The organism is Pseudomonas sp. FG98 (assembly GCF_057808595.1).
In genome coordinates this window covers 1-12,532 of the sequence record NZ_JBMDIJ010000125.1, presented here as the reverse complement: position 1 = coordinate 12,532, position 12,532 = coordinate 1, and the positions used below count along the sequence as shown (strand labels likewise).

Annotated in this window: 11 protein-coding genes and 1 pseudogene; 2 read left to right on the top strand and 10 right to left on the bottom strand. The window is 66.7% G+C overall.

The features are described 5' to 3' along the window. The first annotated feature begins 81 nt into the window (after positions 1-81). The gene (locus ACODSK_RS30920; RefSeq protein ID WP_489021705.1) at positions 82-1,299 is read left to right on the top strand and encodes a LysR family transcriptional regulator; all 1,218 of its coding nucleotides are present in this window, start codon (positions 82-84) and stop codon (positions 1,297-1,299) included. On the opposite strand, the gene ACODSK_RS30915 is transcribed toward ACODSK_RS30920, so the two are convergent. The 10 genes from ACODSK_RS30915 to ACODSK_RS30870 form a co-directional block, all read right to left on the bottom strand. Further along, a complete protein-coding gene (locus tag ACODSK_RS30915; RefSeq protein WP_489021703.1) occupies positions 1,278-2,525 on the bottom strand; it encodes an OprD family porin in 1,248 nt (415 codons plus the stop codon). The genes ACODSK_RS30920 and ACODSK_RS30915 overlap by 22 nt on opposite strands. A gap of 107 nt (positions 2,526-2,632) precedes the next feature. Beyond that, positions 2,633-3,892: a gallate dioxygenase gene (locus ACODSK_RS30910; RefSeq protein WP_489021701.1), complete on the bottom strand. Its 1,260-nt coding sequence runs from the start codon at positions 3,890-3,892 to the stop codon at positions 2,633-2,635. A 24-nt stretch (positions 3,893-3,916) separates the two neighbouring features. Continuing rightward, entirely contained in the window at positions 3,917-5,254 is a 1,338-nt protein-coding gene (locus ACODSK_RS30905; RefSeq protein WP_489021699.1) for an MFS transporter, read from the bottom strand. Between the two features lie 163 nt (positions 5,255-5,417). Then, positions 5,418-6,014: a TetR/AcrR family transcriptional regulator gene (locus ACODSK_RS30900; RefSeq protein ID WP_489021697.1), complete on the bottom strand. Its 597-nt coding sequence runs from the start codon at positions 6,012-6,014 to the stop codon at positions 5,418-5,420. 154 nt (positions 6,015-6,168) lie between these two features. After that, positions 6,169-6,978 (bottom strand): HpcH/HpaI aldolase/citrate lyase family protein, encoded by an 810-nt coding sequence (locus ACODSK_RS30895; protein WP_489021695.1) that lies wholly within the window; start codon positions 6,976-6,978, stop codon positions 6,169-6,171. After that, complete coding sequence (locus ACODSK_RS30890; protein WP_489021693.1) at positions 6,975-7,814, bottom strand: HTD2 family dehydratase; 840 nt, start codon at positions 7,812-7,814, stop codon at positions 6,975-6,977. The genes ACODSK_RS30895 and ACODSK_RS30890 overlap by 4 nt, the downstream gene beginning before the upstream one ends. A 23-nt stretch (positions 7,815-7,837) precedes the next feature. Continuing rightward, positions 7,838-9,040: a CaiB/BaiF CoA transferase family protein gene (locus ACODSK_RS30885; protein ID WP_489021691.1), complete on the bottom strand. Its 1,203-nt coding sequence runs from the start codon at positions 9,038-9,040 to the stop codon at positions 7,838-7,840. A 128-nt stretch (positions 9,041-9,168) separates the two neighbouring features. Continuing rightward, positions 9,169-10,332, bottom strand: a complete 1,164-nt coding sequence (locus ACODSK_RS30880) for an acyl-CoA dehydrogenase family protein (protein ID WP_489021689.1) — start codon at positions 10,330-10,332, stop codon at positions 9,169-9,171. A 70-nt stretch (positions 10,333-10,402) separates the two neighbouring features. Beyond that, the gene (locus ACODSK_RS30875; RefSeq protein WP_489021687.1) at positions 10,403-10,999 is read right to left on the bottom strand and encodes a thiamine pyrophosphate-dependent enzyme; all 597 of its coding nucleotides are present in this window, start codon (positions 10,997-10,999) and stop codon (positions 10,403-10,405) included. Continuing rightward, positions 10,987-11,517 (bottom strand): thiamine pyrophosphate-binding protein, encoded by a 531-nt coding sequence (locus tag ACODSK_RS30870; RefSeq protein WP_489021685.1) that lies wholly within the window; start codon positions 11,515-11,517, stop codon positions 10,987-10,989. Before ACODSK_RS30870 ends, ACODSK_RS30875 begins: the two co-directional genes overlap by 13 nt. A gap of 211 nt (positions 11,518-11,728) precedes the next feature. On the opposite strand from ACODSK_RS30870, the pseudogene ACODSK_RS30865 reads away from it, so the two are divergent. After that, positions 11,729-12,386, top strand: a pseudogene (locus ACODSK_RS30865) (dicarboxylate/amino acid:cation symporter). Positions 12,387-12,532 lie beyond the last annotated feature (146 nt).

Sequence of the window (12,532 nt, the reverse complement as noted above, 5' to 3'; positions counted from 1 at the left end):
TTTGCTTATTGCGGCTGAGCCAAGTCACGCGCATAGTCCCACAGGTTCCACATCGACCAATTGGAAGGGGGCGAACGGCACATGCCAACCGACGAACCAATCAACCTGATGCAGGTCCGCGCCTTCGTCCGGGTCGCCGACCTGGGCAGCGTCTCCAAGGCCTGCGAGACGCTGTTCCGCGCCCAGTCGGTGGTGACCCGGGCCATTTCCGAGCTGGAGGCGCGCCTCGCCGTGCCGCTGTTCGAGCGCCACGCCAATGGCATGCGCCTGACCACCCAGGGCGAGCATGTACTGCCCCGGGCGCGCAGGGTGCTGGCGGAACTGGATACGGTGCCGCGCCTGCTCGGTGCCGCCGCGGATATCGAGCCGTTGTACCTGTTCCAGGCCCGCCGCCTGCAGGTGTTCGCCAAGCTCTGCGAAAGCCGCCATATGCAGACCGTCGCCAGCCATTTCGGCCTCAGCCAGCCGGCGGTCAGCGCCGCGCTCAAGGTGTTGGAAGGAGGCGCCGGGCAGGCCTTGTTCGAGCGCACGCCACGGGGCCTGCAACCGACCCGGGCGAGCCAGGAAATCGTCTTCCCGATCCGCCGGGCACTGAATGAACTGCGTCATATCGATACCGACCTGGATGCCCTGCGCGGCACGCTCCAGGGCGTGGTCCAGGTCGGCGCGCTGCCGCTGGGGCGCACGCGGATCCTGCCCGAAGCCATCGTCCGCCTGCTTGCCGAACACCCCGGCATCCACGTGATCACCAACGAGAGCCCGTTCGACCTGCTGGCCACCGAGCTGCGGGCGGGGGATGTGGATTTCATCTTCGGCGCACTGCGCGGCAGCAGCTACGCCAGCGACCTGAGCGGCGAGGCGCTGTGGTCGGAGAACATGGTGGTACTGGCGCGCCGCGAGCATCCGCTGCATGGCCGGCGCCCGGATGCCCGGGCCCTGGCCGATGCGCAATGGGTGCTGCCACGGGCCGGATCGCCGGCGCGGCAACTGGTGGACGACAGCTTCGCCGCCCAGGGCCTGGCGCCGCCGCAGCCGCGGGTGGAAAGTGCCGACCTGGCGATCATCCGCGGCCTGCTATTGCGCTCGGACATGCTGGCGATCGTTTCGGCGCACCAGTTGGAGCACGAGATCGAGCGCGACGAACTGTGCATCCTGCCCCTGGCACTGGCCGCCACCACCCGCGCCATCGGCCTGACCTGCCGCACGGCGAGCCTGCACTCGCCGCTGGCCGAGGCGCTGATGGCGAGCCTGCGCCAGGTGGTCGCCGAGTTGCCGGATCAGAGCAGCTTGAACGGGTAGTTGAAGATCAGCCGGTTTTCGTCGAAGCGGGTGCCGCTGCCCCAGTCGCGGCGCTGGCTGGAGTTGCGCCATTTGACGTTGAGGTTTTTCAGCGGGCCGGACTGCACGGTGTAGGCCACCTCGGTCTCGCGGCCCCACTCGCGACCGTCATCGGTGCTTGCGTTGTGCACGTCGTGGCCTTGCAGGTAGCGGTTCATCAGGGTCAGGCCGGGGATGCCCAGCGCGGCGAAGTCGTAGTCATGGCGCAGTTGCCAGGAGCGCTCGCCGGCATTCTCGTAGCTGGAGTTGAAGGTGTCGTTGGCCAGCACGCCGCCGCTGGTGCCGTTGACCCGGAACCACTCGTCGTCGCCCATGACCTTCTGCAGGCCGAGGTAGAAGGTGCTGCCGCCATGCCGCGCCGAGAACAGCCCGCTGGCGGTGCGGTTGTCCAGTTCGCCGGCACGGGCGGCACCGTCGTCCTTGCCGATGAACCAGCCGAGGTTGGCGCCCAGCACCCAGTCGCCCACGGGCTGGCTGTGTTGCAGGGTCAGGTAATGCTGGCGGTAGATGTCTTGCAGTTGCGCGCTCCACAGGCCGACCAGGGTGCGCTCCTGGTTGAAGCGCAGCTCGCCGCCGGCGAAGTTGAAACGGTCGGAGGTAAAGCCCGGACGGTTGAACAGCGACATGTCCTCGCGGCTGGCGTCGTTGCGCGGGCTGTTCTGGCGCATTTGCCCGCCATACAGGGTCAGGCCGTCGATCTCCCGCGAGGTGACCTGCGCGCCCTGGAAGGTCTGCGGCAGCGAACGGGCGTCGTCCGAGCGCAGGATCGGCAGCACCGGTGACCATTCGCCGACCTTCAGTTCGGTCTTGGAGAAGCGCATTTTGCCGGCCACCGCCATGCGCCCGTAGTCGTCGGCCGGGTGGCCGCCGTCGTGGACCGGCAGCAGCTGGGTATTGGTGGTGCCCTGGCCGCCATCCAGCTTGAGGCTGTACAGGCCGAGCACATCCAGGCCGAAGCCGACGGTGCCCTGGGTAAAGCCGGATTTCGCGTCGAGGATGAAGCTTTGCGTCCATTCCTCGGCCTTGCCCTGGCTGGCGGTGTCGACGAAGTTGCGGTTGAGGTAGAAGTTGCGCAGGGTCAGGGTGCTGCTGGCGTCATCGATGAAACCGGCGGCCAGGGCCGGCAGCGGCAGGGCGCAGGCGACGGCCAGGGTGTTGAAGCGGGACAAGCGGCGGGTGCTGTTCATTGTTGTTGTTATTCCATGCGTTGGACACGGCGTTGCCGCCCGGCGCAGGTTGCGCAGGCAGGTGACGCCAGGGGGTTATCGCCCCGGCAAGCGGGGCGAGGGGAGGGTCAGTCGGCCTTGCCGGCGACCGAGTACAGCACTTGCTGGTTGCGGGTCTTCATGAACTCCTGGAGGCTCTGGCCGCGCATGGCGGCATAGATGTCCAGGTTGGAGATGCCCAATACCGCGCCGAGCTTTTCCAGGACGAAGAAGATCGCCCCGTAGTGGATCAGTCCGCGCCAGTCGCGGCGGCGCAGCAGGTCGCGTTCTTCCTCGCTGAGCCCGGCTTCCTCGTACATGGCTTCCGCCTCCAGCAGAAAGCGCGCGCGCCAGTCCGGCTCGATCATGCGATGCAGGAACTTGTTCAGGCGATAGCCGCGGGCACTGCGCTCCAGGGTGAAGGGGTAGGAGCCCTCAAGCAGCTCGGCACCGGCCAGTTGATGGCCCATATGCGCCAGGTGCCGGGCGTTGACCTCGGCCGACAGCGGGCGATCACGGTTCTCCAGGAGCAGGGTGGCTATGCCGGTCATCGACGGCAGGTAGTAGTCGTAGTGCAGCTGCTCGACATTGGCCGACAGGGCGCCGCGCATGATCAGCCAGGTGATCACCTCGGCGCCTTCCATGCCGCCGAGACGGGCGTATTCGGCCTGGGTCAGGCGGGTCAGTTGCTGCGGGTCGTTGACGAACAGGTCGATGAACTGCGCATCCCACTCCGGGTTGTTGAATCCGCAGCGCTCGCCGTGGACCTGGTGCGAGACGCCACCGGTGGCGACGATGGCTACCTTGAGGTCTTCCGGGTAGCTCTCGATGGCCCGGCGCAGGGCCTGGCCGAGCTTGTAGCAGCGCGCTGCGCTGGGAATCGGGAATTGCAGCACGCCGACCTGCAGCGGCACGATCTGCACCGGCCAGCCTTCTTCGCAGGGCAGCAGTGCCGACATCGGTGAGAAGAAGCCGTGGTCCAGCGGCTTGTCGCGGAAGAAGCTCATGTCGAACTCGTCGGCCATCAGGCTCTGGCCGATATGCCGGGACAGCGCCGCATGGCCGCCGATGGCCGGCAGGTCACGCGGGTTGCCGCCTTCGTCGGCGACGCCGTACTGCTCGTCGACACCCAGGGCGAAGGCGCTGTAGTGGTCGAAGAAGAACGAGGTGACGTGGTCGTTGAAGATGTAGAACAGCACATCCGGCCGACGCGCCTGGAGCCAGGCCTGGACCGGCTTGAAGCTCTCGAAGATCGGCGCCCAGGCGGCTTCCTCCTGCTTGTCGTGGTCGACGGCAAAGCCGATGGTCGGGGTGTGGGAGACGGCGAGTCCGCCGATGATGCGTGCCATGACGAGGTCCTTGATCGGTGAAAGTTAGTGCGCCAGCAGCGCCTGGCTGGCGCGGCGCCGCGCATGGCCGTTGACGAGGATGGCCGCGGCAGCGATGAACGCCGGAGTGCCCAGCAGGGTGAACAGCAGCGGTAAGCCAAGGCCCAGGCTGAGCACCGCGCCGCCGACCAGCGAGCCGAAGATCGCGCCGAAACGTCCGATACCGAGCATCCAGCTTACGCCGGTGGCGCGGAAGTCGGTGGGGTAGTAGCCGGGGGCGAAGGCATTCAGGCCGGTCTGCGCGCCGCTCATGCAGAAGCCGGCGGCCAGCACGCCCACGGCCAGCAGGCTGGATTCCAGGCTCAGGGCGCCGAGCAACAGGATGCACAGGCCGCCCAGCACATAGGCGCTGGCGATCACGCCGTTGGGGTTGCGCTTGTCCATGATCCAGCCCACCACCAGGGCGCCGACGGTGCCGCCGATCTGGAACAGGCCGGTGATGGTGGCGGCGCGCTCGATGCTCAGGCCGCTGTCGCGCAGCAGGGTCGGCAGCCAGCCCATGGTCAGGTAGATCACCAGCAGGCCCATGAAGTAGGTCAGCCACAGGGCCAAGGTGCCCAGGCGGTAGCGCGGGATGAACAACTGGCTCACCGGAGCCTTGTTTTGCAGCGGCGGTTCGGCAACGTAGAAGCGGGTCTCGGCGGCGAAGCGTCCGCCGAGCTTGCCCAGGGCCTTGGCGATCTGGCTGGCCGGGGCGTTGCGCACGGCGAGGAAGTGCGCCGACTCCGGCAACAGCGCCCAGAGGAACGGCAGCAGCATCAGCGGCAGGATGCCCCCGGCCAGCAGCACTGCCTGCCAGCCATGGGCCGGAATCAGCCAGGCGGCGAGGAAACCGCCGGCGCCGGAGCCGAGGTTGAAGCCGGTGAACATCAGGGTGATCAGCAGCGAGCGGTTGCGCTCGGGCAGGTATTCGCTGAGCAGGGTAGTGCAGTTGGGCAGCGCGGCGCCGAGGGCGATGCCGATCAGCAAGCGTAGCCCGGCCAGTTCCCAGGGGTTGCGGGCGAAGGCACAGCCGAGGCTGAGCAGGGCGAAGCCGGTGACCGCGATCAGCAGCACTTTCTTGCGCCCGAGGCGGTCGGCGTAGGGGCCGGCGGTCAGCGCGCCGATGGCCAGGCCGACCATGCCGGCGCTCATCACCGGGCCGAAGGCGGCGCGGGACAGCCCCCATTCCTGCATCAGCGACGGGGCGATAAAGCCCATCACCGCGACGTCGAAGCCGTCGAACAGCACGATCAGGAAACACAGGCCGAGGATCAGCCACTGGTAGCCCGCCACGGGGCGGTTGTCGATCCACGCCTTGACGTCGACAGATTCATTGAGCATTCGGATTCACCTTTTGTTTTTGTAAGGGTGAACAACGCGCCAGCCTTCGAAAACGTTGATGGCTGGCGCTGAGCCACCTGGCCGCCATGGGGCGAGGTTTGACTCTAAGGCCGAATGCGTGGGGACCGCCTCTGGGAAATCCTTAAGCGGATATCGAATATGTTTATAAGGGCTCTGGTGTGCTGGTCGCGACACCTAGCAGGCGCAGGGCTAGCTGGTGGAAATGGGCATGCAGGCGGGATGCTGTCCAGATGTCGGTGTGCTGGCGTAGGGCATGGGCGCTACCGAGCAGGGCCATGATCGCCACGGCGGCACTCTGGGCCTCCGCGCGGGGCAGGCCATCGCGTTCCAGCAGACGCTGCAACTGGCCGCACAGACCATGGGCTTGACGTGCCAGCCAGTCGCTTTGCTCGCGGGAGAGATGGCGGGCTTCGTGTTCGAGGATCAGCGACTCGGCCGGGCAGGCCGCTTGCCGGTCGAGGACGAAGGCGATGAAGGCGCGCAGCTTGCCCGCCTTGCTGGTGGCGCGGGAGCGGGCTTTCCAGGCGGCGTCGCGCTGCTGGTGCAGGTCGAGCAGCACGTACAGCAGCAACTCCTGCTTGCCGGCGACATGGTGGTACAGGCTGCCGGGCAGGATACCGGCGCGGCTGGCCAACTGGCGCATCGACATGGCGCCGTAGCCGACTTCGGCCAGCAACTCGCGGGCGGCGTCGAGGATGTAGCGGGCGCATTGCGGCGTGTGGGTCGCGGTCTGGGGCATGGCATGGCCTGTAATTTTGGCTGTGGTTTCAGCGGCGCTATCGCTGGCAAGCCAGCTCCCACAGGGTCCGTGCCGGGCACAAATCCTGTGGGAGCCGGCTTGCCGGCGATGAGGTCATCAAGGGCCTTCCCATAGGCAGAGCTTCCTGGAGTATCTATCCGGCCCGTTGCAGGATGGCCCGGGCCCGGGCGATCACCGGGGCATCGACCATCTGTCCGTCGAGCACGAATACCCCGGCACCCTCGGCCGCAGCCGCCGCGACCCGCCGCGCCCAGTCCAGCTCCTGCTCATCCGGACGCAACGCGGCATGGATCACCGCCACCTGCCCCGGGTGAATGCACAAGGCCCCACCAAAGCCCATGTCGCGAGCGAACTGCACCGATTCGCGCAGCCCGTCGCTGTCGGCGATATCGGGGTACACCCCGTCCAGCGCCGGCGCCAGGCCCGCCACCCGGCTGTGCAGCAGCACTGCATAGCGCGCCTGGTCGAGCACCTGGAGGGCGGCGCTGCTGCCAGTGCGCAGGCCGAGGTCCAGGCCCAGGTCGAGGCTGCCGAACGACAGGCGCTCCACCCCCGGCGCCCGCGCCAGGTCCGCGACGCCCGCCAGACCGCGAGCGCTCTCGATGATCGGCCACACCGGCTTGCCGCTGGCATGGGCCAGCGCGACCTGCTCCGCGGTTTCCGCCTTGGGCAGCAGGATGCCGCTGACCCCGACATGCTCGCGACACAGGGCCAGATCGGCGTGATGACCGTGATGCCCCGGCGCATTGACCCGCACCAGAACCCGCGCTTCTGGCTGCTCGGCGAGGAAGCCTGCGAGATTGGCCCGCGCCTGGTCCTTGAGCGCTTCCTCCACCGCATCTTCCAGATCGACGATGACCCGGTCGGCGCCGCTGGCCAGGGCCTTGGCGATCCGCTCGGGGCGGGTCGCAGGGACGAACAATGCACTGCGTACCAGGTTCATGCCGGAACTCCCGTAAAGCCGATTTCACCCAATTGCGCGCTGCCATCGCCGTTGCCGGCCCAGACCTGCGCCTTGCCCGGCTCGACGATGCGCCCGCCGATTTCGAACGGCGTTGGCGCGATCAGCGGGCGCACGCCGCGGAAGCTGAAGCTGTTCAAGGTCACCCCCGGATTGGCCCGGACAAAGGCGCGCAGGCTCAGGGTAGCGATCAACGGACCATGCACCACCAGTCCCGGATAGCCCTCGGCCTCGGTGACATAGGGCCAGTCGTAATGAATGCGGTGGCCGTTGAAGGTCACCGCCGAGTAGCGGAACAGCAGGGTCGGGCTGGGCTGCACGGCCTCGCGCCACTGGCCCTCGGGCAGCGCCTGGGTACCACCGAGCTTGGGCGGCGAGGGCTCGCGGTAGACGATGTCCTGCTCGTCCACCAACACGCATTCGCCGTCCTGGAACAACTCGTGGCGCACCGTGACGAACAGCAGCGAGCCGGTGCGGCCGTGTTTTTCCTCGACGTTGACGATGGTCGACAGGCGCTCCACCTCGGCGCCGACCCGCAAAGCCTTTCTGAATGTCAGGCGGCTACCGGCCCACATGCGGTTGCGTCCCTCGGCCGGGGGCAGGAAGCCTCCCCGGGCGGGATGGCCGTCGGCGCCGAGGCCGTCTTCGCTCACCGGTTCCTGGAAGAACGCCCAGTGCCACAGCGGCGGCAGGGCCTCGCCCGGCTGCGGTGAGGTTTCGCCAAGGGTGGCGGCGATGCGCTTGACCAGGTTGTGGCTGAGCTGGTCGCGGCTTTCTTCGATGCGGCCGATCCAGGCACGGGGATCCGGGGTGTTCATGGCTTGTGCTCCTGTGCTGTTCATCAGATGGCCCCCGCAGCGTGCAATTCGGCGATGCGCGCGCTGGACAGGCCCAGTTGCCGCAGGATCGTCTCGCTGTGCTCGCCCAGCGCCGGCACGGGTGCCATGCGCGGCTCGAAGGCATTGCTGCTGGCCGGTGGCAGCAGGCTCGGCACGGGGCCGGCAGGTGTGGTCACTTCGCGCCAGCGTTGCCGGGCCTTGAGTTGCGGGTGGTTCCATACGCCCTGCATGTCGTTGACCCGGGCATTGGCGATCTGCGCCCGCTCCAGGCGCTCGCTGACCTGCTCAAGATTCAGATGGGAAAACGCCTCGACGATCAGCCCGCGCAGCGCTTCGCGGTTTTCCACGCGGCGGAAGTTGGCGTTGAAGCGTTCGTCCTCGGCCAGCGCCGGTTGCTCCAGCACCGTGGCGCAGAACAGCTGCCACTCCCGTTCGTTCTGCAGGCCGAGCATCACCGTATCGCCACCGCCCACCGGGAACGGCCCGTAAGGATAGATGGTGGCGTGGGCGGCACCGGCACGGGGTGGCGGCGGGGCGCCGTCGTAGGCGTAGTACAGCGGGTAGTTCATCCACTCCACCAGGCTTTCCAGCATCGACACGTCGAGGTGACTGCCTTCGCCGGTTTTCTCGCGCAGCAGCAGGGCGCCGAGGATGCCGGTGTAGGCGTACATGCCGGCGGCGATATCGGCGATGGAGCAGCCGGCCTTGGCCATGTCGCTGTCGCCGGGGCCGCCGGTCACCGAAAGAAAGCCGCCTTCGCTCTGGATCAGCAGGTCGTAGGCTTTCTTGCGCTCGTAGGGGCCGCCGGCGCCGTAGCCGGAGATATCGCAGACGATCAGCCGGGGGAAGCGCTGGTGCAGGGTTTCAAAGGACAGGCCCAGGCGTGCGGCGGCGCCGGGGGCGAGGTTCTGCACCAGCACGTCGGCGCCTTCCAGCAGGCGGTCGAGGATATCGCTGGCGATGGGTTGCTTGAGGTCGAGGGTCAGGCTTTCCTTCGAGCGGTTGGTCCACACGAAGTGCGAGGCCAGGCCGTTGACCCGCTGGTCGTAGCCACGGGCGAAATCGCCGACACCGGGGCGCTCGACCTTGATCACCCGGGCGCCGAGGTCGGCCAGCTGGCGGGTGCAGAAGGGCGCGGCGATGGCGTGTTCGAGGCTGACCACGGTGATGCCGTCGAGGGGGCGGGGGGCTTGGGGCTGGGGCATGGTGTTGTTCTCTTTGTTCAGCATCAGCGGTGGTTGTTCTGGCCTCATCGCTGGCAATGCCAGCTCCCACAGGATTCGCGGTGTGGCTCGGAACCTGTGGGAGCCGGCGTTGCCGGCGATAGGGCCCATCAGAACGACCTGGGCAACTCCAGCAGATGCTCGGCCACATAGGACAGGATCAGGTTGGTCGAGATCGGCGCCACCTGGTACAGGCGGGTCTCGCGGAACTTGCGCTCGACGTCGTATTCGTTGGCAAAACCGAAGCCACCGTGGGTCTGCAAACAGGCGTTGGCCGCTTCCCACGAGGCCTTGGCCGCCAGGTACTTGGCCATGTTGGCCGCCGCCCCGGCGTTCAGGCCCTTGTCGTACTGCTCGCAGGCCTGCCAGCGCATCAGGTCGGCGGCTTCGATCTCGATATGCGCCTCGGCGATAGGGAACTGCACGCCCTGGTTCTGCCCGATGGGCCGGCCGAACACCACGCGGTCGCGGGCGTACTGCGCGGACTTTTCGATAAACCAGCGGCCATCGCCGATGCACTCGGCAGCGATCAGCGTACGTTCGGCATTGAGGCCGTCGAGGATGTAGCGGAAGCCCTTGCCTTCCTCGCCGATCAGGCTGTCGGCAGGGATTTCCAGGTTGTCGAAGAACAGCTCGTTGGTCTCGTGGTTGACCATATTGGCGATCGGCTGCACGGTCAGGCCGTTGCCGATGGCCTCGCGCAGGTCGACGAGGAAGATCGACATGCCTTCGGACTTCTTCTTCACCTCGGCCAGCGGCGTGGTGCGGGCCAGAAGGATCATCAGGTCGGAATGCTGGATCCGCGAGATCCACACCTTCTGCCCGTTGATCACATACTTGTCGCCCTTGCGCACTGCGGTGGTCTTGATCTTGGTGGTGTCGGTACCGGTGGTGGGCTCGGTCACGCCCATCGATTGCAGGCGCAGTTCGCCGCTGGCGAGTTTCGGCAGGTAGTAGCTCTTCTGCGCCTCGCTGCCGTTACGCAGCAGGGTGAACATGTTGTACATCTGCCCGTGGATGGTCCCGGAGTTGCCGCCGCAGCGGTTGACCTCTTCGAGAATCACCGAGGCTTCGGCCAGGCCCAGGCCGGAGCCGCCGTACTGTTCCGGGATCATCGCCGAGAGCCAGCCGGCCTCGGTCATGGCCGTGACGAAGGCTTCCGGAAAGCCCTTTTCCTCGTCGATCTTGCGCCAGTATTCGGCAGGGAATTCCGCGCAGAGGGCGCGCACGCCGTCGCGGATGGCAGTGAGTTCTTCGCTGTTGTAGTCGCTCATTATTGTTCTCCAGGGCTGGCGGGCCCGCGCGCCTTGTCGTGGCTCGGCGCACGGACCTGCCGTTGCACGGTCAGGTGGGCTGGAAGCCCAGGGCGGCGCGGAAGCGGTTCTTGATGTAGAAACCGTCGCGCGGCGGCAGCACCCGTGGCGGGTTCTCGGCCTTGATCTTGACGGTGGCGAGCTTGACCCCGGCGCGGCTGGCGAAGCGTTCGCGCAGGTCGTGCACACCGTCCATGGCATGGATTTCGTCGGTCCAGCTGAAGCCGCAGGTGCGGGCAACCTGGTCGAGCTGGATGCCGAAGCCGGCATGGCTGACCTGCATGCCGGTCTCGCCGAAGTGGCCGTTGTCGAGCACCACGATGGTCAGGTTGGCGGGCTTCTGCAGGGCCACGGTGGCCAGGGCGCCGAAGCCCATCAGCAGCTCGCCGTCGCCGGTGATCACCACCACCGATTTGTCCGGCTGCGCGTTGGCCAGGCCGAGGCCGACGGTGATGGCGCTGCCCATGGCGGCCCATAGGTAGTAGTTGTTGTCGTGGTCGCCGGCGGCCATCACGTCGTAGGACGCAGAGCCCAGGCCGGTGACCACCAGCAGGTCCTGGCGGTCGGCGAGCAGGGTGCGTACCACTTCGCGGCGGCACAGGGTGTGGCTGGCGCTTACTTGACCCATTTTTTCTCTCCGATCAGACGCTGGCCGAGCAGCAGGGCAGTGGCGGAATCGCCGTTGAAGGCCATGGTGGCGGCGCCGTGCAGCAGCGGGGCGACGTCCTCGGGTTTGTCTGCGCGCCAGGTCATCACCTTCATCAGGTTCAGCGAGGCTTCGGTGGCCTGGCCCATGGGGTTCTGCCAGGCGTTGAACTCGGCCCAGTCGCCGCGCATGGTCACCACCATCAGCAGGGGGAAGCCGGCACAGTTCTGCAGGGCCAGGGTGTTGATGCAGTTGCCGACGCCGCTGGACTGCATCAGCAGCGCGCCGCGCTCGCCGCCGAGCCAGGCGCCGGCCAGGTAGCCGATGCCTTCTTCCTCGGTGGTGAGGACCACGGCCTTGATCTCCGGGTCGGCGTAGGACATGCGGATGGCGGCGGAATGGCCGGCGTCCGGGACGAACACGACGTGCTTCACATCGTGGGCCTTGAGGACGCGGAACACGTCTTCCTGCCAGCTTTGTTCGGTTTCTTGCGATGACATGGGTAGCTCCCGTGCTGCTTTTGTTTCGACCCATCATGGGGTGAACGGGAGGCCGGGACGACTACCGTTTTTCTCTTTGAGATATGCCGGTTGGGCATAGCTGGCGAGCTATCGCCAGGGCGCATAACTGATAGGCCGGCAGGGCTCTTGGTCGCAGTCAGGCTGCGGATTTAGCGTGCCCGATCGTGTCGGCGACGGCACGTGACTTTCGATCGTCTCCGACGTGTTCCTGCGGCTGATCAAGATGCTGATCGGCCCGCTGGTGTTTTCCACCCTGGTGGTCGGTATCGCCCATATGGGGGATGCCGGCGCGGTGGGGCGGGTATTCGGCAAGGCCATGCTGTGGTTCATGACCGCCTCATTGCTGTCACTGGCGGTGGGCCTGGCCATGGCCAACATCCTCCAGCCCGGCCTACCCCAAGCTGCTGGTGGCGCTGGACCGCTTTGGCGTGTCGCGCAAGATCTCCAGTTTCGTGATGCCCATGGGTTACTCGTTCAACCTCGACGGCTCGATGATGTACTGCACCTTCGCCGTGCTGTTCATCGCCCAGGCCTACGGCATCGAAATGTCCCTCGGCACGCAGATCCTCATGCTGCTGACCCTGATGCTGACCTCCAAGGGCCTGGCCGGGGTGCCGCGGGCCTCCCTGGTGGTGATCGCCGCGACGCTGGTGCAGTTCGACATTCCCGAGGCGGGGCTACTGTTGATCCTGGGCATCGATACTTTCCTTGATATGGGGCGTTCGGCGACCAATGCGGTGGGCAATTCGATTGCCACGGCGGTGGTGGCGAAGTGGGAGGGGGAGTTGCTGGAGGAGGGGCAGGTGGTGGCTGGGCGTGAACTGGCGCCGGGTACATCGGTGGGTTGATTGTGGTGTTGTGACTGCTGGCGTCATCGTCGGCAAGCCGACTTCCACAGGGTTCCGGGGCAGCCACAGTATCTGTTTCCGGCGCGGATAGTGTGGGAGCTGGCATTGCCAGCGATGAGGCCGGCAAGAACAACACAGACCCGCAA

Excerpts from the sequence above, each read along its gene's own strand:
- ACODSK_RS30875 (WP_489021687.1), bottom strand. The coding sequence starts at position 10,999 with ATGGGTCAAGTAAGCGCCAGCCACACCCTGTGCCGCCGCGAAGTGGTA.
- ACODSK_RS30905 (WP_489021699.1), bottom strand. The coding sequence starts at position 5,254 with ATGCTCAATGAATCTGTCGACGTCAAGGCGTGGATCGACAACCGCCCC.
- ACODSK_RS30870 (WP_489021685.1), bottom strand. The coding sequence starts at position 11,517 with ATGTCATCGCAAGAAACCGAACAAAGCTGGCAGGAAGACGTGTTCCGC.
- ACODSK_RS30900 (WP_489021697.1), bottom strand. The coding sequence starts at position 6,014 with ATGCCCCAGACCGCGACCCACACGCCGCAATGCGCCCGCTACATCCTC.
- ACODSK_RS30910 (WP_489021701.1), bottom strand. The coding sequence starts at position 3,892 with ATGGCACGCATCATCGGCGGACTCGCCGTCTCCCACACCCCGACCATC.
- ACODSK_RS30890 (WP_489021693.1), bottom strand. The coding sequence starts at position 7,814 with ATGAACACCCCGGATCCCCGTGCCTGGATCGGCCGCATCGAAGAAAGC.
- ACODSK_RS30885 (WP_489021691.1), bottom strand. The coding sequence starts at position 9,040 with ATGCCCCAGCCCCAAGCCCCCCGCCCCCTCGACGGCATCACCGTGGTC.
- ACODSK_RS30920 (WP_489021705.1), top strand. The coding sequence starts at position 82 with ATGCCAACCGACGAACCAATCAACCTGATGCAGGTCCGCGCCTTCGTC.
- ACODSK_RS30915 (WP_489021703.1), bottom strand. The coding sequence starts at position 2,525 with ATGAACAGCACCCGCCGCTTGTCCCGCTTCAACACCCTGGCCGTCGCC.
- ACODSK_RS30895 (WP_489021695.1), bottom strand. The coding sequence starts at position 6,978 with ATGAACCTGGTACGCAGTGCATTGTTCGTCCCTGCGACCCGCCCCGAG.
- ACODSK_RS30880 (WP_489021689.1), bottom strand. The coding sequence starts at position 10,332 with ATGAGCGACTACAACAGCGAAGAACTCACTGCCATCCGCGACGGCGTG.